Origin of the sequence: Glaciimonas sp. PAMC28666 (genome assembly GCF_016917355.1) — a bacterium.
GTDB lineage: Bacteria > Pseudomonadota > Gammaproteobacteria > Burkholderiales > Burkholderiaceae_D > Glaciimonas.
On record NZ_CP070304.1, the window covers coordinates 1650139 to 1673590 of the forward strand.

Annotated in this window: 19 protein-coding genes and 1 riboswitch; of the genes, 11 read left to right on the top strand and 8 right to left on the bottom strand. The window is 51.5% G+C overall.

The annotated features are described in order from the left end of the window. Positions 1 to 79 precede the first annotated feature (79 nt). Together JQN73_RS07005 and JQN73_RS07010 are read right to left on the bottom strand one after the other, a co-directional pair. Positions 80 to 781: a glutathione S-transferase family protein gene (locus JQN73_RS07005; protein ID WP_205322381.1), complete on the bottom strand. Its 702-nt coding sequence runs from the start codon at positions 779 to 781 to the stop codon at positions 80 to 82. A gap of 99 nt (positions 782 to 880) precedes the next feature. Then, positions 881 to 2863, bottom strand: a complete 1983-nt coding sequence (locus tag JQN73_RS07010; RefSeq protein ID WP_205322382.1) for a lytic transglycosylase domain-containing protein — start codon at positions 2861 to 2863, stop codon at positions 881 to 883. A gap of 30 nt (positions 2864 to 2893) precedes the next feature. Between JQN73_RS07010 and JQN73_RS07015 the strand changes: the two genes are divergently transcribed. Beyond that, entirely contained in the window at positions 2894 to 3535 is a 642-nt protein-coding gene (locus JQN73_RS07015; protein ID WP_205322383.1) for a 5-formyltetrahydrofolate cyclo-ligase, read from the top strand. Between the two features lie 83 nt (positions 3536 to 3618). On the opposite strand, the gene metF is transcribed toward JQN73_RS07015, so the two are convergent. The 5 genes from metF to metK all read right to left on the bottom strand — a co-directional run bounded on the left by metF (position 3619) and on the right by metK (position 9329). Next, positions 3619 to 4458 (bottom strand): methylenetetrahydrofolate reductase [NAD(P)H], encoded by an 840-nt coding sequence (metF, locus tag JQN73_RS07020; protein WP_205322384.1) that lies wholly within the window; start codon positions 4456 to 4458, stop codon positions 3619 to 3621. Continuing rightward, positions 4459 to 4803, bottom strand: coding sequence for a phage holin family protein (locus tag JQN73_RS07025; protein ID WP_205322385.1), 345 nt, complete (start codon positions 4801 to 4803; stop codon positions 4459 to 4461). 223 nt (positions 4804 to 5026) lie between these two features. Then, a complete protein-coding gene (ahcY, locus tag JQN73_RS07030; protein WP_370551328.1) occupies positions 5027 to 6460 on the bottom strand; it encodes an adenosylhomocysteinase in 1434 nt (477 codons plus the stop codon). A gap of 26 nt (positions 6461 to 6486) precedes the next feature. Beyond that, positions 6487 to 6565, bottom strand: a riboswitch (S-adenosyl-L-homocysteine riboswitch). A 144-nt stretch (positions 6566 to 6709) separates the two neighbouring features. Then, complete coding sequence (locus JQN73_RS07035) at positions 6710 to 7789, bottom strand: AI-2E family transporter (protein WP_205322386.1); 1080 nt, start codon at positions 7787 to 7789, stop codon at positions 6710 to 6712. A 382-nt stretch (positions 7790 to 8171) separates the two neighbouring features. Continuing rightward, positions 8172 to 9329, bottom strand: coding sequence for a methionine adenosyltransferase (gene metK / locus JQN73_RS07040; protein WP_205322387.1), 1158 nt, complete (start codon positions 9327 to 9329; stop codon positions 8172 to 8174). A 314-nt stretch (positions 9330 to 9643) separates the two neighbouring features. Between metK and JQN73_RS07045 the strand changes: the two genes are divergently transcribed. The 3 genes from JQN73_RS07045 (at position 9644) to dapF (ending at position 12391) form a co-directional block, all read left to right on the top strand. Continuing rightward, positions 9644 to 10510 carry a lysophospholipid acyltransferase family protein gene (locus JQN73_RS07045; protein WP_205322388.1) on the top strand — a complete coding sequence of 289 codons (867 nt, stop codon included), beginning with the start codon at positions 9644 to 9646 and terminating at the stop codon, positions 10508 to 10510. Then, the gene (locus JQN73_RS07050) at positions 10507 to 11376 is read left to right on the top strand and encodes a lipid A biosynthesis acyltransferase (protein ID WP_205322389.1); all 870 of its coding nucleotides are present in this window, start codon (positions 10507 to 10509) and stop codon (positions 11374 to 11376) included. The genes JQN73_RS07045 and JQN73_RS07050 overlap by 4 nt, the downstream gene beginning before the upstream one ends. Before the next feature lie 148 nt (positions 11377 to 11524). Next, a complete protein-coding gene (dapF, locus tag JQN73_RS07055; RefSeq protein ID WP_205322390.1) occupies positions 11525 to 12391 on the top strand; it encodes a diaminopimelate epimerase in 867 nt (288 codons plus the stop codon). 53 nt (positions 12392 to 12444) lie between these two features. Here the strand turns inward: dapF and JQN73_RS07060 are convergent, their stop codons facing one another. Further along, positions 12445 to 14229 (bottom strand): SEL1-like repeat protein, encoded by a 1785-nt coding sequence (locus JQN73_RS07060; RefSeq protein WP_205322391.1) that lies wholly within the window; start codon positions 14227 to 14229, stop codon positions 12445 to 12447. Between the two features lie 712 nt (positions 14230 to 14941). On the opposite strand from JQN73_RS07060, the gene JQN73_RS07065 reads away from it, so the two are divergent. The 7 genes from JQN73_RS07065 to JQN73_RS07095 all read left to right on the top strand — a co-directional run bounded on the left by JQN73_RS07065 (position 14942) and on the right by JQN73_RS07095 (position 23155). Further along, positions 14942 to 16111, top strand: coding sequence for a porin (locus tag JQN73_RS07065; protein ID WP_205322392.1), 1170 nt, complete (start codon positions 14942 to 14944; stop codon positions 16109 to 16111). Positions 16112 to 16386: 275 nt separating this feature from the next. Next, positions 16387 to 17055: a DUF484 family protein gene (locus JQN73_RS07070; RefSeq protein ID WP_205322393.1), complete on the top strand. Its 669-nt coding sequence runs from the start codon at positions 16387 to 16389 to the stop codon at positions 17053 to 17055. A 13-nt stretch (positions 17056 to 17068) separates the two neighbouring features. Further along, on the top strand, positions 17069 to 18100 hold the full coding sequence (locus JQN73_RS07075; protein ID WP_205322394.1) for a tyrosine recombinase XerC: 1032 nt from the start codon (positions 17069 to 17071) through the stop codon (positions 18098 to 18100). A 156-nt stretch (positions 18101 to 18256) separates the two neighbouring features. After that, positions 18257 to 18925: a Fur family transcriptional regulator gene (locus tag JQN73_RS07080; protein ID WP_205322395.1), complete on the top strand. Its 669-nt coding sequence runs from the start codon at positions 18257 to 18259 to the stop codon at positions 18923 to 18925. A 187-nt stretch (positions 18926 to 19112) separates the two neighbouring features. After that, complete coding sequence (locus tag JQN73_RS07085; RefSeq protein ID WP_205322396.1) at positions 19113 to 20216, top strand: GTP-binding protein; 1104 nt, start codon at positions 19113 to 19115, stop codon at positions 20214 to 20216. 389 nt (positions 20217 to 20605) lie between these two features. After that, positions 20606 to 21049, top strand: coding sequence for an RNA polymerase-binding protein DksA (gene dksA, locus JQN73_RS07090; protein ID WP_205322397.1), 444 nt, complete (start codon positions 20606 to 20608; stop codon positions 21047 to 21049). A 693-nt stretch (positions 21050 to 21742) separates the two neighbouring features. Then, on the top strand, positions 21743 to 23155 hold the full coding sequence (locus JQN73_RS07095) for a hypothetical protein (RefSeq protein ID WP_205322398.1): 1413 nt from the start codon (positions 21743 to 21745) through the stop codon (positions 23153 to 23155). The last annotated feature ends 297 nt before the right edge of the window (positions 23156 to 23452 follow it).

The window sequence follows — 23452 nt, forward strand, 5'->3', positions numbered from 1 at the left end:
ATAGTATTTAACACCCAGCACTGAATTTAGAAACGCCAAAAAGATTACTCAAAATGAGCCGACGACCAAACCACTATTCCTAACCGTGGTTCGGCAACACTTCTGGCTCGTCGATTGCTTCACGCACCCATTGGGCTACCGCCGGATGGGCCTGAACCCGCTCGACATAAGCCTGCAGCGCCGGTGCCAGCGAGACACCGAAAATGCGGAAGCGCATGACGACCGGTGCGAAGAAAGCGTCTGCGATCGAGAAATCACCAAACAGGAAGCGGTGGTGACCAAACTCCGACAAACAGTTTTCCCATATTTCGCTAATGCGGCCGATGTCTCCTTGAGACTGCGGCGTGCGCCCCTGACCGGGATGGCTGGCGCGAATATCCATCGACATCGCAGAGCGAATTCCGGCGAAGCCAGAATGCATTTCGGCACAAACGGAGCGTGCAATCGCACGCGCGGCGCTATCTTTCGGCCACATCCCCGCCTCCGGAAATTGCTCCGCCAAATATTCGCAGATCGCCAGCGAATCCCAAATATGCAAATCGCCGACCATCAGCACGGGTACCTTACCGGCAGCCGAATACCGCGCAATATCCGTCGCGGTCGTCGGCTGATCCAGCAAGATCCGCACTTCATTAAATGGAATGCCAAACGCTTTCAGGACGACCCAGGGACGCATCGACCAGGACGAATAGTTTTTGTTGCCAATGACCAGCGTCATCGCCGGCTTGCCAGCATTTTTCAGCACTTCAGACAAAGTTGCATCGCGTTGTGTAGTTTGCATAATTTACTTTTAGCATCCGTTCTGAAAAAGTGTCATTGGCCGATTTTTATTAACTGGTTTTCATTACTATATTGCGCCGCTATCTATAACTGCTGCGAGTTAAGGCAATGCCGATATGGTAAAACCTTTCGGTGCAACGCTTCCCAGGCGCGCCTTCAACGACTGCGGACGCCTCTCAAACAGCGCCGCATAATAGGTCGCATTGGACAGCACGTTTTTGACATAGCCTCGGGTTTCATTAAACGGAATCGTCTCCGCAAAAATGGCACCTTCGACGCTTCCTGGCAAGGTCGAGCGCCATGTGCGTGGTCGCCCCGGTCCGGCGTTATAGGCCGCAGTCGCCATCGGCAACGAACCATCCAAATCGTTGAGTACCATACTCAAATAATTGGTGCCCAACATAATGTTGATGTCAACGTCGTTTACCTGATCGGCCGTGAAACCGATCACGCCAACTTTCCTGGCGACAAAGCGCGCGGTAGCGGGCATCAATTGCATCAAGCCAGATGCGCCAACATGCGAACGTGCCGTTTTAACAAAGCGTGACTCTTGACGTATCACCCCGTACACCCACGCCATATCAAGCCCCAGCGCCGTGGTGTTGGCGGTCATGATGTCGCGATGCGGCGAAGGAAAGCGCTGATTGAAATCGACCTCGACTTTAGTCCGATCCGAGGTATTGACCATCCGGTCCAGGACGTCGCTTTGACGCGCAAATTCTGCCGCAGCCAACAATTGACGGTCTGTCATTTTGCGCAGTTCCCAGTTCCACTCACGCGTGCCTTCAAACCGCAGCCCCATATCGAAAAAACGGAAAGCGCGCTGGAAGCCGGCATTTTTTTGCATCGGCGCCAGTTCAAGTGGCGTGATCAAAGCTGGCGATTCGGTGATAACAATTTTTTGTCCCAACTCTTCGAGCGACAGTTGCCCGTAAAAGTTGGTTTGATCGGCAATCGACTGAAATAATTTTTGTGCCTGTTCGTTGCGTCCGTCTGCCATTAACGAGCGACCTAACCAATAAACCCACGTAGGGTCGTCGCGCAATGGTTGCGGCATCGCTTCGATACTTGTTCTGACCAATTTCCAGTCCCCGGCCCGCAGTGCCGAACGGACGCTCCATTGATAACCATCTTGCGAAAGTGGTGCGCCCTGCGCCGCCCGCCAGTAATCCACGGCTTGCGGATCAAGCTTCAATGCCGCAGGTAAGGCAATTTGCGCCCAGCCTAACGAGCGCTCAGACGCCTTTAACTGATCGGCAGAAGCAGTTAATGCCGCGGCCGCTTGCGATGGATCATTTTTAGCCACCCGACCCAGCGCAATGATAAATAACTCGTGACTCACGCGATCGGCACCCGGCCCGCGTGCCAGGACCAACGAGGATCGATCAATTGCCTGCGCTATTTGCGCGTCAGTCGCATCCATGAATGGTGCCATGCGACGCGCGACGCCGCCATAACCGGATTCAATCGCCTGACGTACCTGAAACCACACATCGGCCTGGGAAAATTGGCCGTTTTGGGCCAGCGTACCAATCAAATCCGTACAGCCCGCTCCGAAATCCTTTGGTGTGGTCAGTAACGCGCGCGCATCATCGGCGACATTGACGCCTTTTAACGCTTTCGATGTCAGGGCGTAACATTTAAGTTGCGTATCATCGTCCAGCGCAAATAAGGGATATTGCTGATCGAACGTGTTCCAGATTCCGGCCTTGCCGAGTTCGAGCAACCAGTCGTTACGCAGACGATCCGCAATGGCGGTGCCGTCATATCGCGCCAGATATTCACGAATTTCAGGTTCCGGCGCAACCAAATCCTTGATGCGCGGTTTCAGGCGGTAATAGTCAACATACGAAGGGATGTCATAATTGCTTAACACCGACGCTAAAACTTCCACTTTGTCGGTCTTGTTAGCGCGCGACGCGTCACGCAGTGCCAGAAAAGTTGCGTCCTGATCGCCAACATTACCTTGGATGACGGCGGCGTCCGTTTGTGCAATGACAGCGGGGGTGACAGCGAAAGACAGCGCTCCAGCCGAAAACAAAAGGCCGACCATCCATTTTGTTGCAAATTTTGCTCTATACATACCTTAACAACCCTCAATCTGCGAGTACCAATGACCAGCCCAAGCATAGCATGTGATACACCGGATTCGGGACCCGAAAACGGACCAGATAAGGCACTTTTACGGATCGCGTTGCTAACGGCACGAAAGCGTATTCCTGACGATCAACGGCGCGCGTTCGATACTGCAATTGGCGCCCAGGTGCTGGACTGGGCAACCAGCATGTCAGGCGGCAATGCTGGGGGTAAGTCGGACTTCCCGGATGTGCTGGGTGTGCCAGGTGTGCTGGGTGTGTATTGGCCGATCCGTGGCGAGCCTGATTTACACGCCACCTATGCTGCGCTGATTGCGCGCGGGGTGCGGTTGGCGCTGCCTGTTGTTATCGGTGCAGAGGAACCGCTGCAGTTTGTACGCTGGACGCCCGGCGAAGCCATGATTAAAGACAGCTTCGGCGTACCCTTCCCGGCCAGCGGCGACATCGTCAGTCCGCAAGCTCTCCTAATTCCCTGCGTCGGCTTTACCCGCGCACGACTGCGGCTAGGTTATGGAGGCGGCTTCTATGATCGCACGCTGGCAGTGAACCCCCGGCCAACCACGATTGGTATCAGTTACGCGGAAGCCCTGGTAGAGTTTGATAGCGGCATGCATGATATTGCGCTGGACCAGATTTTTACTGAAAGCGGTTGCTTTTAAGAAGCGGTAATAAATGTGAATGACTTATTTCGGCACACCGATGCTGCGCAGTATTGCGCTGCGCAGCCAGGTCTCACAAAAATTTATTTCAAGCGATGCCAGATGGCGGTTGTTGCTGCGGCGTTATTCAGCGTGTAAAAATGCAAACCGGGCGCGCCGCCGGCGAGCAGCCGTTCACAAAGTTGCGTAACCACGTCGAGACCAAACGCGCGTATTGACTCGGCATCATCACCGTAAGCGGCGAGTTTCAGACGAATCCAGCGCGGGATCTCGGTCCCGCACATGTCAGAGAAACGCATTAGCTGGGAATAGTTGGTGATCGGCATGATCCCGGCGATAACGGGCACAGTCGCCCCCAGTTTTTGCGCTTCCTCCACGAAACGGAAATACGCATCCGTGTTGTAAAAATACTGCGTAATGGCACCGTTTGCACCGGCTTTCACCTTGGCGGCAAACCGTTGCACGTCATCTTGCGGCGATTTTGCCTGCGGATGCATTTCAGGGTAAGCAGCCACCTCAATATGAAACCAATCCCCGGTTTCAGTCCGAATGAACTCCACCAGTTCATTGGCGTAACGAAATTCGCTTGAGGAAAAATCCACGCCGCCGTAACCGCTTGGGGCATCGCCTCGCAAGGCAACCAAACGCTTGATCCCATTTTCCTTGTACTGCGTCAGAATCGCTCGCAATGATTCGCGCGAGCTGCCGAGGCAGGAAATATGCGGAGCGGCATCATGGCCTTCATTACGAATCTCCAGGACGGTATCGAGGGTCCCTTTTTGAGTAGAGCCGCCAGCGCCAAATGTGACCGAAAAATATTTCGGTTGCAGTTCAGCCAGCCTGGCGCGCGTTACGCGCAGTTTCTCCGCGCCTTCGGGCGTCTTCGGAGGGAAAAACTCAATGCTGAAATTGTGGGAAGACATTTAATTTTTTTTCAGTAACAAAGTGGACAAAGCCCACGAAACGATGCTGTACAAAATGGCACCGCCAACCGCCGCCCAGAAACTGGCCACGTGAAAGCCGCCCACCAACTGCGCCACCATCCAAAACATCAATCCATTGATAACAAAAATAAACAAACCTAATGTCACGACCGTCGCGGGCAAAGTCAATACCAGCAGAATCGGACGGATCAGGGTATTCACGAAACCGAGGATCAGGGCGGCTATCAACGCCGCGCCAAAACTATCAACCGATACGGAATGCATCAAATATGGCACCGCTAGCAAAGCCAGCGCATTAATTAACCACGACACCAATAAACGCATTCATCTCTCCTGTTTTGTGACGCTAAAACAACTTCTTTGTGCTACCGTATTTTTCATTTATCCGGTCGAAAACGCCAAGTGGGCTGAGTTTCAAGATACGAAAAAATCCTCAGCCCTATAACCCTATAGCGACCAACCAAATCTGACTTCTCGCTAAAGCGTAGAAATCAAGCCGATATGCTGGCCTGATTTGATGTGATTATTTGATGCCATTTTTTTATGCTTAATAACGATATTGTTCCGGTTTGTAAGGACCAGTTTGTTTCACACCGATATACGCCGCTTGCTCTTCTGTTAGCACGCTTAGTTGTGCGTTCAGTTTTTGTAACTGCAACCGTGCAACCTTCTCATCCAGATGTTTCGGCAGTGTATAAACGCCGACTGGATAAGCCTTCGTATTTACGAACAATTCAATTTGCGCGATGGTTTGATTTGCAAACGAAGAGCTCATAACATACGACGGATGACCGGTACCGCAACCCAAATTGACCAGGCGGCCTTCAGCCAACAGAATGATGCGCTTTCCATCTGGAAAAATAACGTGATCAACTTGTGGCTTGATATTTTCCCAAGTGTATTTCTTCAACGCGGCGACTTCGATCTCGTTGTCGAAATGGCCGATATTGCAAACAATTGCCTGATCCTTCATCTTTGCCATATGGTCATGCGTGATGACGTGATAATTGCCGGTACAGGTGACAAAAATGTCGCCATGTTCCGCCGCATAATCCATCGTCACAACACGATAACCTTCCATTGCCGCCTGGAGCGCGCAAATTGGGTCGATTTCTGTAACCCAAACTTGTGCAGACAAAGCACGCATTGCTTGCGCCGACCCTTTACCGACATCGCCATAACCGGCGATAACCGCAACTTTACCGGCAATCATCACGTCGGTCGCACGCTTGATGCCATCCACCAGCGATTCACGGCAGCCATACAAATTATCGAACTTCGACTTGGTGACTGAATCATTCACATTGATTGCAGGGAAAGCCAATTTGCCTTCTTTATGCATCTGATACAAGCGATGCACCCCTGTTGTGGTTTCTTCGGTAACGCCTTTGACTTGTGCCAGACGGGTCGAATACCAGTTCGGCGAAGTCGCCAACTTGTTCTTGATGGCGTTGTACAAGCAAATTTCTTCTTCTGACGTAGGATTGTTCAATACCGATGCGTCTTTTTCAGCGCGCGTACCGAGATGCAGCAACAAAGTAGCATCACCGCCATCATCCAGAATCATATTGGCTTGTTCTTCACCCGGCCATTCGAAAATGCGATGCGTGAATTCCCAATATTCATCCAGCGATTCGCCTTTAAAAGCAAATACCGGCGTTCCAGCGGCAGCAATTGCAGCGGCTGCATGATCCTGAGTCGAGTAAATATTGCAAGAAGCCCAACGCACTTTTGCGCCAAGCGCTTCAAGTGTGTGAATGAGCACTGCTGTTTGGATCGTCATGTGAATCGAACCGGTGATGCGCGCGCCTTTTAGCGGTTGGGCGGCAGCGAATTCTTGACGAATGGCCATCAGGCCGGGCATTTCGGTCTCAGCGATGCGAATTTCTTTATCACCCCAACCAGCCAGGCTGATATCGGCAACAACAAAATCGGAAGATGCAAGAGTAGTAGGGATGGATTTCATTACAACGGCGTTCATCACGCCCTCCTTTCGTTAGAAAAAAAGTAACGTGAGCGCGGTTGCATGAAAAAACGTTACCAAGCCTGGCAAACTCTACGGTTTGTCGCAACGCTCCTTGGCACGAAGTTGGTATTCTAATTCAAATTCAAATTGCTTTCATGGCTTTGCTGCTCGATCCCCTCAAAACTGCAAATATAGACTTTGTTGCCACCTTTTTTGACAGGATACCAAAAGTTCAGCACTGAAAAATGTACAGACAAGTCCTCATCAAACCCAACCCATTTCGTACAGTTCGCTTTTTATGTAGGCATAAAAAACCGGCGCTGCGACTAATCCCGGCAGACCAAAGGCAGCCTCTGCCAGCGCCATCATCAGCAATAACTCCCAGCTCCGCGCATTGATTTGCGAACCGACAATGCGGGCGTTTAAAAAATACTCAAGCTTGTGAATCACGATCAAAAAGATCAATGCCGACAATGCCACGTATAAAGAAACCGACAACGCCACGATAACGATGAGAGAATTGGAAATCAAATTGCCAATAACGGGCAGTAATCCGGCCAGAAAGGTGACCACGATCATTGTCTTTGTTAGTGGCAAATGGACATCCGCCAAGCGTAGTATCACCTGCAAAAATATGGCGGTCAGCACCGTATTGAGCAATGAAATTTTGATCTGGGCGAACACCACGCGCCGAAAAGCCTCCGCCAGCAAGCGCGCACGGCCCAGCAACTCGGAAGCCAACGGCTGCAGTATGGGCAGAGGATGCTCGGCGGTCATCGCAACCATCGCTCCCAATACCATGCCAACCAACACGTGAATGAATACCTGTATGGCTTCTCTACCCGCCAGCTTGAGTTCGCCGCTATGGGACTCAATCATTTCTGTCACCATCTGCCGGGTTCCAACGATATCGTCCGGCAAAAATCGCTGTAGCGCTGCCGGCATCTGGGTGCGGGCTTGATCAATGACGTCCATCAGTTTCGTCTGAATCACCATCATGCGGTCAGGGCCGCCGTGAAAGAACGCGATCAAACCCAGAATAATGCCGGTAAGGACACCGATGATGACAGTTGACAAAATAACAACGGCGATCAAGTGCGAGCGCTCACTGGTAAGTCGGCGTTCAATCAGCGGCGTCAGAGAGCGCACCAATTGATACACCAGCAATCCTGCCAGCAGCGCTGTCAACAAATGTAACGTGAGGACAAGCATCAAAACCGCAATGGCGATCAACCACGCAGCGATTCGAAAAGACGACACCGTGTTATTTACTAGACGCCGTCTGGGCGGCGGCATCAAAGCAGCTTGCGTCTCGGTGACGGGAGAAGGAGGAGTTGCGGCCATAATAGGTAAAGCCCAATAGCACAAAGGACACAATAAAATTTGCACGGCAAAGCGGCCGGTTCTGCTGGATGCTTTCTGCCACATCAATTTGGTGGATCAAATATCGCGCCAATCTTGCTTAAGAAGCAATTCAGTGTATCAACTAGTTGTGGTTCGGCAAAGCATCATTTAGTTAGCATTTTGCGCCTGTTCGAAGACGATGGGACAGACTAACTCTACAAATAAACCAACGCGAGAGGAAAGCTCCGGCATCACAGATTGCCGAAAGGTCTCTTCTCGCGTCGATTTTGCATTAATTCCCGCGCTTGATAACAAGCTCGGTTGCAGTTAGTGCATATTGCGGCGGAATAATGGCGCTTCCCCATCACTATGCACTACGCCATCACAATGACGCTTTTAAAGCAGCCGCCCTGTCAGTCCGTTCCCAGCTGAATTCCGGCTCTTCGCGACCAAAATGGCCGTATGCAGCGGTTTTTTCATAAATAGGACGCAACAAGTCCAGCATTTGAACAATACCCTTTGGCCGCAGGTCAAAATGCTCCAATACAAGTTGAGACAATTTTTCATCGCTGATCTTGCCAGTGCCAAAGGTCGTGACCATCACCGAAGTCGGTTTAGCAATGCCAATGGCGTACGACACCTGAATCTGGCAACGGGTAGCCAAGCCTGCCGCAACGATATTTTTGGCAACATAGCGACCAGCGTAAGCAGCGGAACGATCAACCTTCGATGGGTCCTTTCCGGAAAACGCGCCGCCACCATGCGGGGCTGCGCCGCCGTAGGTGTCGACAATGATTTTGCGCCCGGTCAATCCACAATCACCTTGCGGTCCGCCGATAACGAAACGCCCGGTAGGGTTGATCAGATAACGTGTGTTTTGCAGCCATTCCTTCGGCACTACCGGCTTGATGATTTCTTCAATAGCCGCCGCTTCAATATCCTTGTGCTGCATTTCCGGTGCATGCTGGGTTGACAAGACAATCGTATCGATCGCGACTGGTATACCATTAACGTACTTCAGCGTGACCTGTGACTTAGCATCCGGACGCAGCCAAGGCAATCGTCCATCTCTGCGCAATTGCGATTGCCGTTCGACGATGCGATGGGCGTAATAAATAGCCGCTGGCATCAATTCCGGGGTTTCGTCGCAAGCGTAACCAAACATCAGGCCTTGATCGCCCGCGCCCTGATCCAGATCCAATCCCGTGCCTTCATTAACGCCTTGGGCAATATCCGGCGACTGCTTGTCGTAGGCCACCAACACCGCGCAACTTTTGCAATCGATACCAAAATCGGCATTGTCGTATCCGATGCGTTTGAGGGTCTCGCGTGCCACGTTAATATAATCAACGTTGGCATGCGTTGTGACTTCACCGGCCAATACCACCAGACCGGTGTTGACCAAGGTTTCAGCGGCGACGCGCGCAGTAGGATCTTGCGCCAGAATGGCGTCTAAAATAGCATCGGAAATTTGATCCGCGACTTTATCGGGATGTCCCTCGGAAACGGATTCAGAGGTAAAGAGGTATTCGTGTGTCATAACAGGCTCCTGCCAGAAAGAAATACAGTGGTGACCATTGCCGCAGTCCTGCTGTAGAGCCTGCGACGCTTTAGCGAAATTTATATACCGCTTCGCAAGTTGTCTATTAACTCGGCGGGTGAAATCCTGTACTACGTGGTGTAGACGGCCACATTCAAATCAATGTAAAAAGCCCCATACTTGCAATATAGCTTGCAACTTACTTGCAACATGAGCAATCGGCGAAATCCGCTGATCACTGCCTTTGTTTATCCCACGTATGTTATTTTACGCCTTTTACAACTTTTCGGCAAAACGCCGTTTTCTGCCTTCCGATGCTTGTCAAACTATTTCAACTCTTATCAAAATTGCCGCTATTTGCGCTGCACCTGATCGGTTCCGTAATCGGGTGGCTGGTGTATTTGCTCTCGCCATCCTATCGGCGCAAATTAAAAGCAAATTTAAGACGTGCCGGCTACCAGGGTCACCTATCCCAGGCGATTCGGGAATCCGGCAAAAGCATGTTTGAACTTCCCTTTATCTGGTGCGCACCCCCTGACAAGGTATTGCGCACGGCCAGCATCGAAAATTGGGAGCTGGCGCAAGCGGCGCTTGACGCAAAGACCGGCGTCATTTTTTTAACCCCACATTTAGGCTGCTTTGAGATCATCGCTCAAGCGATTGCCGCCAAAACCTCACTCACTGCTCTGTATCGGCCGCCACGCAAGGCCGCGTTAAAACCTTTAATTGAGGGCGCGCGCGCGCGTCCTAATTTGCACCTCGCTCCGGCAAATTTAACGGGGGTACGGGCCTTACTCAAGGCACTCAAAAAAGGCCACGCCATCGGTTTGTTACCCGATCAAGTCCCGCAAAATGGTGAAGGCGTATGGGCCGATTTTTTTGGCACAGCCGCGTACACGATGACGTTGTCGGCCAAACTACACCAAATGAGCGGGGCACCAATTATTCTTTCGTATGCTGAACGGCTGCCTTTCGGTCGCGGTTTTGTCATTCGCTTCGTGCCCTTTGAAGAAGAGCTCGGTAACACGCCAGAACAGCAGGCGCGGGCTATTAATGCCGCGATGGAAAAGTTGATCGCTCGGTGCCCATCGCAATATATCTGGAGCTATAACCGCTACAAAACGCCACCTGGCGTCAGCGCGCCAGGCAATGCCAATGCCAACCATCAGGATGCACCATGAGGGCACTGATTTTTTTATTATGGATGACGCACTGGCTGCCCCTATGGATACTCGGACCGCTTGGCGAAGGCCTTGGTTCGCTGCTTTTCATTATCATGAAACCGCGCCGCCACATCACTTTGACCAACCTGCGATTGTGCTTTCCCGAGATGCCGGAAGCAGAACGTGTCAGCCTGGCCCGTCGCCATTTCCAAGCTTACTCGCGCAGCGCTCTGGAGCGCAGCGTGTTGTGGTGGGCTTCTGAAGCGCGCCTCAAACGACTGATAAAAATCGAATCCGATTTACCGCTCGACACGCTGCAGGCCGGACCGACGATTTTGCTATGCCCCCATTTTGTTTGTCTGGAAATTCCGGGCATTGCGTTAGTACTCAATTCCTCACTCTCGATCTGCACAATTTATTCTCGCCAGCAAGATCCATTGGTAGACGCCGCGCTGCTCAAAGGCCGGTCGCGGTTTCGTCCGGTTAAATTATTCACACGAGAACAAGGCGTAAAGCCCATTATCCGGGCAATGCGGGAAGGGTTTCCCTTCATCATGTTGCCGGATATGGATTTTGGGACCAAAGATGCCGAATTCGTACCGTTTTTTGGGATTCAGGCAGCAACACTGACGGCGCCAGCGAGAATCGCCGCCGCAACCAAAGCCAGTGTGGTACCGATGATAGCAACCTACTTGCCGGGCTACCAAGGCTGGAAGGTCACTTTTTATCCGGCTTGGGAGAATTACCCCGGCGACGATATAACGGAAGCAACCCGACGCATGAATGCGTTCATTGAAGCAAGAGTGCTTGAAGCACCGGCCGAATATTTCTGGGCGCACAAGCGCTTTAAAACCAGGCCGCAGGGTGCGCCCGGGCCTTATTAATCAGGACGGTTCAAGCACAACCAATTCAGGGATATGCCATTTACTTCCCTGGAAAGCTTTGAATAAATTAAGACGTGCGTTTCTTTCACAGCCGTACTTTTACAGCCGTATTTTTACAGCCTTACTCCCGCAGCCTTATAATCACGCCATGAAACTTAAATTTACGAAAATGCACGGCGCTGGCAACGATTTCATCGTCATTGATGCAATCAATCAGCATATCGACCTTACTCCCGCTCAGTGGCAGGGTCTGGCGGATCGTCGCTTTGGCATCGGTGCCGATCAGATGCTCGTTGTAGAAAAGCCGCAGGCGGCAGGCGTCGATTTTCGTTATCGTATTTATAACGCCGATGGCGGCGAAGTTGAACAATGCGGTAACGGTGCGCGCGCGTTTGTCAAATTTGTCACAGAAAAAGGACTCACTCAGAAACGATCCATCAAAGTCGAAACCATGTGTGGTTTGATCGAACCAATGCTGGAAGATGACGGCTCTATTACTGTCGATATGGGCGCACCAATCCTGACACCGGTGGATATACCGTTCGACACCTGGGAGCTAGCAGCGCAACACCAGGGCGCGGGTACGTTATGGCCTTTGGAGATAGATGGCAAGCCGATCCTGTTTTCCGTCGTTTCGATGGGAAATCCACACGCGATTCAAGTGGTCAGCGATACCGAAGCCGCGCCGGTTCTCACGACTGGCCCTGTGATTGAGCATCATCCGCGATTCCCGAAACGCGTCAACGCTGGCTTTATGCAGATTGTCGATCGCCATCAGATTAAATTGCGTGTCTATGAGCGCGGGGCAGGAGAGACTTTAGCTTGCGGAACCGGTGCGTGTGCCGCAGTGGTTGCGGGCATTCAACGCGGCCTGCTGGATTCGCCAGTCATTGTCCATACGCACGGCGGAGACCTATCTATCGCATGGAACGGCGTAGGACAAGCGGTCAAACTCACAGGCCCCGCAGTGACCGTGTTCGAAGGAGAAATCGAACTGGATCTGTCGCAAAATTAGAACGCAATCAGAACATCACACGGCAATCAAGCCGATTGGGTGCCACTACGCAATCAGGTGCCGGCCCGAAGCGCAGTGCTAACAAACTCCTCACTATCATCAGCTGCAACGGCGACGACATCAGCATCAGCATCGGCTTCGACGTCAGCCATATCCAATCCCGGCAACGCAGTTTTAAAGCGATACAAACGCTGCCGATAATTTCCCTCTGGCCCATTCGGACCGCAATCAACGTCCTCGAACAAGCGCGCCAGCCGGTTCAAAGTCTGGCGTTCGTCGCCAGTTTCAATCAACACCAGGCGTCGTTTGCTGCGAGCATAAAACACACGGATATCCACCACCAGACAGTGGCCGCAATCAGCTTGATTTAAATCCAGCAATAAAGCTTCCGGCCGGCTTAATCCAAAAAGCAGAGCAAGTTCGATGCGCGCCACCAAAAATGGGTGCCCTGCCACCATCTCACGCGTGAGTCGCTGTTTAGCGCTCAGCGCCCACGCCGTAGGACGCGCAGTGTCGGCTATTTTTGCCAGCAACGTATGGGCCTCGACGCTGCCCTGAGCCGCTGCTTTTTGCAGCCAATAGACTGCCTGAACATCATTCGTCAGCTTTTCTCGCCGGTTACGCCAGGCACTGACGCCGCATTCCAGTTGCGCTGCACGATGCCCCATTTCGGCCGCATGCTCCAGATGCCGCTGCATGTCCGCCAGATTACGTTGCGAAAATTCGGATTTCAGGTAGATGCGCGACAACGCGTACCAAGCCTCCGATAAACCTCGTTCACCTGCGTGGGTCAACCAGCGAATCGCCTTTTTATAATTCGCCGAGCCGGCCCCACCAACGGTACGTTCACCGTCGCTGTCCATGCGAGCGTACCAAAGTCCCAGGTCGCGCTGCGCAGATTTATCGTCAGCTGCCGCAGCCAGTTCCAAAAATTGTTGTACTTCGTTGGCGTCGAACTCTGTTGTCATCATCAAAGCACGCGCGCAACGCGTTAACAACAATAGGTTAGCCTCGCCTATGCGCCGTGCCAGGGATTCGGACGGTGCATGCAGTTGTGCCAATTCCCCGACATATTGTTGCGCGACGGCGCGCGCCAGGGGCAGGCCTCGCTCTAAAAAGGTCATCCACTCGTGTTTTTCCCACGCGATCTGCGCCAGCGAGTGTTGCGCTTGCATAACGCCCGCATCGGCTGCACGGGCGGTCCATTCCAGCGTCGCACCACTGGTTTTGGAACCAGCTAACGGCACACGACGGAGCACGTCGCCCGGCAATTCGCCAGCCCGGCTAAGGCGGCTGAGTACGCCGACACTTTCTGCGCTCTTCATTTCACCGGCGCTATCTGCGCCTTCACCACCGACATCGTCGTGCGCTACCTGTGCTACTACCACTTGATCGGCCTGGGATGCTTGTTGCGCCAATAACCACTGCGCCTCAGGAATATTGGCATGGGCCGCTGCTTCGAGCGCCTGCAAAGCCTTGTTCCTGAACGCTGCTAAAGAAGCGCGATCATCGATCGGCGTGTTGCTATCCAGGACTAATTGCGCCAATACCAACCCAGCTTGCATGACGCCAGCATCAAATGCGCGTTCGTACCAGGCACATAGATCGAGCGGATTTGACGCACCACGTGCGACATCAAGCGCAATGTACGTCCCGATTAATGTCCAGGCCTCAGCCTCTTGTTGTTGTGCAGCGCGATCCAACCAATGTAAAGCCGTTGGAAAGCTCTGCGGCAAACCGTTACCGCCAAACAGGTAGCGCTTGCCAAGTGCAAGCTGCGCCGCCGCCTGTCCTGCACGCGCTGCGCGAATAATTGCCAGATCTTCTCGTTTAGCCATAAACACCCATCATGCAAAAGCGTAAATTATCCTCGATAAATGAAGAATCCTTTATTTGATAACAATTTCGAATAAAGTTCGCAGCTTTAATACAACAAAGTGATATTTTTTTAAATTTTACTGATTTAGCAAGGGTCGAAATCACCGGATTAATGAAGCGTCACCTCAAAATAGCGCAAGATCGTCGATTTTTAAGGCATTCCCAGCTAACTCCGCTGAACTCCTAAAGAGATCAGTCGATCTTTTTTTCAGCAGGGTTGATACAAAAGATGCCTTCGCATTAATCTGGAATGTTGACGGCCAGAGATCCCCTCCTCCCGACGCAAATTCCGATTTAGGCGCCCGAAATGTTCTCGCCGGGCGCTTCGTTCTGTAACTAATAACTAGCTAATGAATAGCCCTGAACTCACGATCTGCTGCAAGCATTCATTCTATATATGTAGGGTGAACGGGACGGCGCGTCAAATATTTACCTGCCGACACATATGAAATTGACACTACCTGGCAGAACATAAGCTTTTTATCCCATCGATATAGTGCCGCTTGTGTGTCACAAAAATACAACATAAACAGCAAGCCCCGACAATTTCGACAAATTAATAGCACTGCATAAGACCAAAGCGCCAGAGTAAACAGCGGGACCCATTAATGTTCACCCATCCGACAGATGTACGGATCCTTAAAGCAGGCTTTTCCAAATAAAGGACGTCAAATGAAGAAATCACTAATCGCACTGGCCGTACTAGGCGCAATCGCAGGTGCAGCACAAGCTCAAAGCTCAGTAACAATCTACGGTATCGTTGATACTGGCGTCACTTATACAAACAAAGCATTGAACACTACTACTGGTCAAACCGGTAGCAAGTTTGCTGTCAACTCCGGCATCGTCCAAGGCTCACGTCTGGGTTTCAAAGGCGTTGAAGATCTGGGCGGCGGTCTGAAAGCAGTTTTCCAACTAGAAGCTGGCTTCAATAATGACACAGGTGCTTTGCAAGGCGACAAAGGCGCGACCGATTTGTTCCGTCGTAAGTCAGTTGTTGGTCTGAGCAGCGATGCATTCGGTACAGTCTTGTTGGGTCGTCAGACTGACATTTTTGATGATGTCAGCCAATGGACTTCGGTTCAAGATTTCGGTGGCGTAACTGGCGCGGTTGGCCACAATTTGGATCGTTTGGAAGGTACACGTACCCAGAACTCAATCCGTTACAACACTACAAACCTGTCAGGCTTCACAGCTAGCGCAATCTACGGTTTCGGCGAAACAGCTGGTCAAACGACTTCAGGTCAATCGTTCGGTTTCGGTGGTCAATACGCGAACGGCCCACTCGGCCTGTACGCTGCTTACTACCAATCGAAAAAAGGCGCTACACCTAGTGATGTGTCTTTGACTAACGGTACTGTATTCACTGCTGGCAATGCTGGCGATACAGCTCTGAAAGTATTCGGTTTGGGTGCTAGTTACCAAGTCGGCCCTGCACGTTTGTACGGTAACTGGTCACGTGTTAAGCAGCCTTTGGCTACTGCATCAGGCGCTACTGCTGCGAACCCAACACCATTGGGTACCTTCGGTATCGGCAGCATCAACAACAACAAAGCTGACATCTTCGAATTGGGTACTAACTATTCTTTGACAGCACCTTTGCATTTGTTGGCTAGTGTTCAGTACAGCAAATTGACTTTCGTTGATGCAAATTCAGCTAAAGGCAAGTTGACTCAGTTTAATCTGGGTACTGACTACTTCCTGTCGAAGCGTACTGACTTGTATGCATTCGCTTCATACCTGCGTGCTAAAAACGCTATCAACCCAGGCGTTGAAGGCGACACAACTGGTTCGAACAACAACCAGACTGCTGTTACCGTTGGTATCCGTCACAAGTTCTAATGTAAGTTAGTAATATCTGCGGTAACGCGGAAATGCCTGCTTAGCTAGAAATTCAAAAGGCCCACATGATTTTTCATGTGGGCCTTTTGTTTTCTTCAAGCTCATTATTTTTGAATCTCCTTGTTTTTGAAGCCTCGTAATTTCGGCTTAAAAATCTACCGCCGCATTAATTTTCGCTCATTCCAATAGTGGTGATACCCTTTGGACATTGATATCTTGATTCAACAATCCGTTCTCCCCTATCACCCGCACCCACTTCATACTCAACTCACACTATGAGCAGCCATCTGGATCCCGATACCATCGCGCAATATCTTGCCGCAACGCCACATTTTTTTGAAGAGCATGCCGAGTTATTAGGCAAAATCAAATTGACCAGCCCCCTGCTAGGCCGTGCCATTTCGCTGCAAGAGCGTCAGATGGAAATATTGCGAGAAAAAATAAAGGTGCAAGATCTTCGGCTAGCCGATATGGCACGTAATGCACAGGAAAATGACGCCATTGCAGACAAATTGCAGATGTGGTCACGCAGCCTCCTTCTGGCCCGCAACGATGTTGAAATGCCCCATACCCTGATCGCGGGCTTACAAACAATCTTCAACGTACCTCAAGCCACCATGCGGCTGTGGACCGTCGCCGAAGAATTTTCGCACACCTGGTTTGCATCGCCCGCGTCTGCTGATTCAAGACTCTTTGCAAACGGTTTACGCGTTCCATTTTGCGGCACCAACAATGCGTTTGAAGTGGCATCCTGGCTTGATCACCCGACCGAAACGGGATCGATCGCGCTGCTGCCGTTGCGCCTTGATCCCGCCTCTGAGGCATTCGGTTTGCTCGTGCTAAGCTCGCCTGACCCGGAACGCTTTAGCCCCGATATGGCAACCGATTTCCTTAGTAAAATCGGCGATACAGCAAGCGCTGCGTTAGCCTGCCTGCTTGCCTGATCCGATAACTGCCATGTCGCGCCATGATCCATTATCTTCTGAGCCGGTCAGCCCGTCAGCGGACATTCAAGCGTATCTCGATAACCTTCGCTACGTACGGAAGTTATCACCTCACACGCTCACTAATTATGGGCGGGATCTACTGGAGTTATGCGAGATGGGCCGCACGCTCACCGCGGGTCCAGGTGAGCGTGCCGTAAATGCTGCGCTCGACTTCACAACTCTGACGCACGCGCATATCCGCAAATTTGCAGTCCAACTCCACTCCCGTGGCCTCAATGCGCGCTCAATCGCACGCAAGCTTTCTGCCTGGCGTGGCTTCTTCAACTGGTTAGGTGAGCAAATTCCGCTCGCCAGCAACCCGGTCGAGGGCGTCAAGCCACCACGACGCGGCAAACCGCTACCAAAAGCGCTCAACGCCGATGACGCCATACGCCTGGTGGCAACTTCCCCCCCCCTTAACGCGCATACCGCCACGTTCGCTGCCTGCAATCAAGCCATGTTCGAATTGCTTTACTCGAGCGGACTCCGGGTTTCCGAGTTAACCGGCCTCGACGTCCACTACACGAACGAGGCCGCGCATGTCTCAGCTGGCTGGGTCGACTGGGAAGCTGCCGAAGTAAGAGTCACCGGAAAAGGCGACAAACAACGGGCAGTGCCGGTTGGGCAACCGGCACTGCGCGCTATCGCAGACTGGCTACCACTACGTAACACTTTGGTCAAAAACAATGCGGCAAAGCCTGGCGACGCAGTTGCGCTATTCCTCACGGAGCGAGGTAGCCGCGTATCGCCAAGGGTGATTCAGCTAAGGCTAAAGGCCCATGCACAGGCGCTAGGCATCGTCACTACGGTCCACCCTCACGTATTGCGCCATTCGTTCGCCTCGCACGTTTTGCAAAGTTCTGGAGACTTACGCGCCGTACAAGAAATGCTGGGACATACGTCGATTGCTTCCACGCAAGTTTACACCTCGCTCGATTTTCAGCGTCTCGCTCAGGTTTATGACGCTGCACATCCCCGCGCAAAAAAAGCCCCAAACAAATGAAGCAATAAATAGTCTATGTGGAACGTGGAAGGCAATTTTTTTTATCTCGCGTCGGGGAATCCACGTGCATGGCTGAAAAAATGCACCTCAATTGCAACACAATTGCAATTTGGGGCATAATCGAACCTTGCTAACGACTACTTCAACTGCGCTTGCATGATCGCTGACATCAAAACTAAACCGGGCACGAAAAACTTTTCGACCGCTATCAGTGCTGCGCCACTTTCCCAAGCCGCTGCGCTAGCTGAGGAACAATTGCGCCATTCTTCGGTGCGCAGCACGACGGCGCGCATCAAAGTATTAACAGCGCTGCTTGAAGCCCGCTGCGCCGTATCCCATCAGGACATGCAAGACTTATTTGTAGATATAGATCGCGTCACTTTATATCGCGCACTTGACTGCCTGACCGACGCCGGACTGGCCCATAAAATTGCTGGTGACGACCGAGTATTTCTCTATAGCGCTGGCGCCGAGCATACCGAATCTACCTCAGCCCATTCAACGCTACACGCGCAGCACCAACATGGGCATTTCAAATGCACCCGCTGCGCAAAAGTTTTCTGTCTGGATGGGAGCGGCGAAGCGGGTTTTCTAGGGGACGTCCTGGCACCGGTCTTGAATACCGCCCCGGCTAAATCGGCGGAAGTGGCGACCACCGCAGTGGCGACCACCGCAGTGGCGGCCACCGCAGTGGCTGGCACAACTTCGCCTGCTTTGTTGCGCCAGCATTTGCAGTACGCCTTGCAAGAATCACTCGGCAAAGGGTTTGAAGGTCACGATATTGAATTGACGATCAAAGGCTGGTGTGCTGACTGCGCCCATTAGGCTGGTTTTGCGTCATCAAGCCCGCGCTGTTCGTTCCTGTAGGATGCGCTTAGCGCGCTTTGCCTGCTCTGACAGACGTTCCTACATTCAAAACGATTAATTACAGAACACTACTACAGCACAATAAATACGGCGTTATAACGCCGCCGCCCCTCTTCATTTCAGCTCACCGACGCTTAAAAACATCATGGCACTTATCCCAACTACCATTCTTACCGGCTTTCTTGGCGCAGGTAAAACCACTTTGCTCAATCGTATTTTGCAACAGCCGCATGGCCACAAAATTGCCATCATCGAGAATGAGTTCGGCCAGGAAAATATCAACAATGAGATTTTGGTGCAAGACAGCACCGAGCAAATCATCGAAATGAACAACGGATGTATTTGCTGCACCGTGCGCGGTGATCTGATCGTCGCCTTGAGCTCACTTGCACGTCGCCGGGACGCTGGAGAACTACAGTTCGACCATGTCATCATCGAAACCACCGGAATGGCCAACCCGGGTCCGGTTGCACAAACATTTTTCGTGGACGAGGAAGTCGCTCTCCATTTCATGCTTGATGCAATCGTCACCGTAGTCGATGCGAAACACGCCATGCAGCAACTCGACCAGCAGGAAGAAGCGCAACGGCAGGTTGGCTTCGCCGACAAACTATTGTTGTCGAAAACGGACCTGGTCAGCGAAGCAGAGGTCGCCGTCTTGATGGCGCGCCTGACGCGTATCAATCCGCGTGCAGCGATCATTCGACTTGATCCGGCCCATACCCCGATCGCCGAAATTCTGGATATCCGCGGCTTCAATCTGAACGCGAAATTAGAAATCGATCCGGACTTTCTTGCCGCCGAAGAAAGCCAGAGCGATCAGGAGCAGCACGCACATCACGATCACGCACACAGCGGCAGCGATTGCGACCATCCTTCGCATCAGGAAGATCACGCGCACACTGTAGAGCATGCACCCCATGCCCATAATCATCACCATGCGCACCACGATGATGATATCGCTGCGTTCGTTTTTAAAAGCGAACGCCCTTTCGACGCCGCACGACTTGAAGAATTTCTCGATGGCATGATTCAGGTCTATGGACCCCGCATGTTGCGCTACAAAGGCATATTGCTGATGGATGGCGCGGACCGCAAGGTTGTGTTCCAAGGCGTACATCAAATTATGGGAAGCGATGTGGGCGGGAAGTGGGACGAGAACGAAATTCCCGCCAGCAAAATGGTTTTCATAGGTAAAAAGCTACCAAAAGACATCTTTATTCGCGGTTTGGAGCAATGTCTGGTATAAACTATGGCAGTTTTGCATGAGGGCAAATAAAGTGACCAAACGTACATTCTGCAAATGACGGAATGCAGCCAGATCATGCAATTACGTCAAAAGGACGTTAACGAATCTTATGCCAATCACCCTATTTACAAGAAGCTGGACGCTTTGAGATCAAACCTGTTGTAGAATCCCTGATCGAGTTACAAATAATGATCGTGATGACAACAAAAGCGATTCAATGTTGACAAGTTAATTTCCCAGCATCTGACCCGCTGTTGATTACCTCAAAGAAAAGAATTCCCCGCGGCCTTATTCGGTACGAGAAACAAAGAGGGCATTGAAAATATCTTACCCTCACGTACTGAGTTAACGGATAAAATTGAAAAATACGTCGTATCGAAAGACCCGAAGTGGCTACCAAAATAACTAACCCCACCCCAGATGCCCCCCTGTTAACCGAAGCGCAACTCGTCACGATGAGCGAATCGGATTACATGAACGCGGCACAATTGGCTTTCTTCAGAGCGCGCCTAAAACAGCTAGAAGTTGATCTGCTGAAAAACGCCGGAGAAACTACTGAACACCTGCGCGAGACCGTACTTGTACCGGATCCCGCAGACCGCGCCACGATCGAAGAAGAGCACGCACTGGAGTTGCGTACACGTGATCGCGAACGAAAATTACTTAAAAAAGTGCAACAGTCGATTGCATCAATTGATGGTGGCGAATATGGCTGGTGCGAAGAAACTGGCGAGCCGATCGGCATTCCACGTTTGCTGGCGCGGCCCACAGCGACTTTGTCGTTAGAAGCGCAACAACGACGCGAACTGAAACAAAAGCTATACGGGGACTAATCCTGTTGCCGGTTCAACCCGGCAAAGCTTCCCACCCCCGCATTCAAGCACGGTCCACTATTACCATTTCTAATCAAGAATGGCGATCTTTGCTTTGCGGGATAGCTTCTGCGCGCACGCTCTTCCCCATGCGGATTTGCCCTCACGGGAAACGTGTCGTTGCGTGGCCCTGCCCCTTAATACCGTTGTTTTACGACGCGCCTGACTAACGTGGGGCAGTATCTCCCAATGCCAATGTTGCTCCGCGCTCGCAGAGCAGGAACCATACGGTCATTCATCTCTGTCTTTTAAGTCTTCCCGGCTTCCCCTCATCAAAGTCAACATCTCACATGCGTATCGCATAAACAAGACCGAATCTTCAAGTGCTTAAAGCATTGTCTCTGAGACAAGGTCGAAAAAAGTATAAAACTGATCGTTCTGCATGCCAATCGTCTCAAAAAAATCCTTTGGCTGGTATCGTGGGTGAAGCCTGTTTTGGCCACCACCTCTCCGGTGTTTTATTCGAATACCCCATGATGTATGCCGTTTTTGAACTTCAATTGATGCAATTAGATAGGCGGAAAAATCAAACACCAGATTTTTCCCTAAAATGACATAACACCCGCTTCCAGACCGCCATATCCGACTACACTACACCATTAGTTTCCGGATTACACCTTATCAAGGCCCGCCAATTTACCGCTGAGGATACATGTGGGGATTTTCTCCTTTTTTGGCAAACACGCCCGTCAGAACGAAAAAGCTGCGGCTGTTATCGACACAGCGGCTGACAAGAGCGCCACTTCGATTCAGTCTGTAGGCGGTAAAACGCATGAACAAGGCACAGAGCCCGGACGCCGAAATGCGCCAGCGCTTAATTCCACGGCAATGAAAATCGATGCGATCGAGTCTGAAATGTCTTCGGAGTTTGTCTATCCGACCACGATATTAAATACCATGCTTTCGGATGCCGCAATAAACAAAAAAGGCGTCAGTCCGGAGAATGAACCTAATAATGCCGCGGCCCCCCGCAAAAGCGCTATGGTAGCGATCGGCAGCCCTGCAGCCTCTGCCGCTAACAGAGGCGGAACCATTCAGGTCGCCATGTCGGACATGCCAGCGGTGATCGAAGAAGCAGCATTGCTGTTCGCAAGCGCCCATTCCGAGGTTGCCGAACAGCTGCTTGAACAGGCGATAGAGGACGATAATCTGGGAAATGCGACCGCTAACGTGTGGTGGATGCTCCTGGACCTATATCGCATCACTAACAAGCCCCAACAATTCGACGATCTGTCAGTTAATTATGCCCATAAATTTGAGAGCTCTCCCCCTGCCTGGGATGAGCAACTCACGCTAAACCCACAAACCGACTTACTGCTCAACGAAATAGCCGTTCCTGCGGTGTCGTTCTCCGGCAAGCTCGATGACAATATTTCAAAGCACCTTGAACGGGCGGAGAAACTTGCAACAAAACATCCCGCTTTGCGCCTGGAATTCAAGCGTGTCACCTCGGTCGACCCGATTGCTTGCGGTCTTTTGTGGCAGACGTTAAAAAAACTACAACGTTCAGGCATTGATCTTATTTTGGTGGGCCCTAATGAATTAACCGATGCGATTCGCGCCATTGTTTCTGTAGGTCGCCACGAAGACACCACCGCGCCATGGTTATTATTGCTCGAAATTCTGCATTTGCTCAACGACGAGTCAGCGTTTGAAGACGTCAGCATCGATTACAGCATCACGTTTGAAGTATCGCCGCCCCCGTTCATTCCCCCAAAATCGAAGGTCATCGTTGCCTCCGGCAACGAAACGCTTGCTGACTTGCCGGGCGAGCAATCGATGAAAAATCGCGCGCATTTTCGGATGCCAGTTTTGATAGAGGGAAATGTCAACGATCTATTGTTGCAGCTTCAGGCATACGCCTCCAGCCACAATCCGACTTTTATTGACTGCTCTCGTCTGATACGGGTGGATTTCAATGCTGCAGGACAACTAATGAACGGCCTCGTGCCCCTAATTAATCAAGGTCGAAAAATTGAGTTGCACGAAGTCAACCATTTGGTAGGAGCGCTATTTAAAGCGATGGGGATGCCAGAGATAGTCAGTATTTCGTTGCGCAAGAACTAATAGAATGCGGTGCCAGTGGACGCAACCGAACAGTGTTGGTTTTCAAGCATTCATGACGTTAATCGCCTTGATAGAGGCATTCTGGTGACGCATGAACACAAAAGCCTCAAATGAGCGGTTTTTGCGGCGCCCGACACTCGATGTAATTTTATCAATATTCCGCATGCAAAGACGAATGTGCACCAAAAATGGCGCTACCCAGGGACAATTCGGTGGATCGAGTTCGATCTGCAGTAACAGCCACTAATTTGCGCCAACCAGTGCTTGTAATCACGTGCTGCGCCCCCATTTTTTTAG

Excerpts from the sequence above, each read along its gene's own strand:
- JQN73_RS07005 (WP_205322381.1), bottom strand. The coding sequence starts at position 781 with ATGCAAACTACACAACGCGATGCAACTTTGTCTGAAGTGCTGAAAAAT.
- JQN73_RS07010 (WP_205322382.1), bottom strand. The coding sequence starts at position 2,863 with ATGTATAGAGCAAAATTTGCAACAAAATGGATGGTCGGCCTTTTGTTT.
- JQN73_RS07015 (WP_205322383.1), top strand. The coding sequence starts at position 2,894 with ATGACCAGCCCAAGCATAGCATGTGATACACCGGATTCGGGACCCGAA.
- metF (WP_205322384.1), bottom strand. The coding sequence starts at position 4,458 with ATGTCTTCCCACAATTTCAGCATTGAGTTTTTCCCTCCGAAGACGCCC.
- JQN73_RS07025 (WP_205322385.1), bottom strand. The coding sequence starts at position 4,803 with ATGCGTTTATTGGTGTCGTGGTTAATTAATGCGCTGGCTTTGCTAGCG.
- ahcY (WP_370551328.1), bottom strand. The coding sequence starts at position 6,460 with ATGAACGCCGTTGTAATGAAATCCATCCCTACTACTCTTGCATCTTCC.
- JQN73_RS07035 (WP_205322386.1), bottom strand. The coding sequence starts at position 7,789 with ATGGCCGCAACTCCTCCTTCTCCCGTCACCGAGACGCAAGCTGCTTTG.
- metK (WP_205322387.1), bottom strand. The coding sequence starts at position 9,329 with ATGACACACGAATACCTCTTTACCTCTGAATCCGTTTCCGAGGGACAT.
- JQN73_RS07045 (WP_205322388.1), top strand. The coding sequence starts at position 9,644 with ATGCTTGTCAAACTATTTCAACTCTTATCAAAATTGCCGCTATTTGCG.
- JQN73_RS07050 (WP_205322389.1), top strand. The coding sequence starts at position 10,507 with ATGAGGGCACTGATTTTTTTATTATGGATGACGCACTGGCTGCCCCTA.
- dapF (WP_205322390.1), top strand. The coding sequence starts at position 11,525 with ATGAAACTTAAATTTACGAAAATGCACGGCGCTGGCAACGATTTCATC.
- JQN73_RS07060 (WP_205322391.1), bottom strand. The coding sequence starts at position 14,229 with ATGGCTAAACGAGAAGATCTGGCAATTATTCGCGCAGCGCGTGCAGGA.
- JQN73_RS07065 (WP_205322392.1), top strand. The coding sequence starts at position 14,942 with ATGAAGAAATCACTAATCGCACTGGCCGTACTAGGCGCAATCGCAGGT.
- JQN73_RS07070 (WP_205322393.1), top strand. The coding sequence starts at position 16,387 with ATGAGCAGCCATCTGGATCCCGATACCATCGCGCAATATCTTGCCGCA.
- JQN73_RS07075 (WP_205322394.1), top strand. The coding sequence starts at position 17,069 with ATGTCGCGCCATGATCCATTATCTTCTGAGCCGGTCAGCCCGTCAGCG.
- JQN73_RS07080 (WP_205322395.1), top strand. The coding sequence starts at position 18,257 with ATGATCGCTGACATCAAAACTAAACCGGGCACGAAAAACTTTTCGACC.
- JQN73_RS07085 (WP_205322396.1), top strand. The coding sequence starts at position 19,113 with ATGGCACTTATCCCAACTACCATTCTTACCGGCTTTCTTGGCGCAGGT.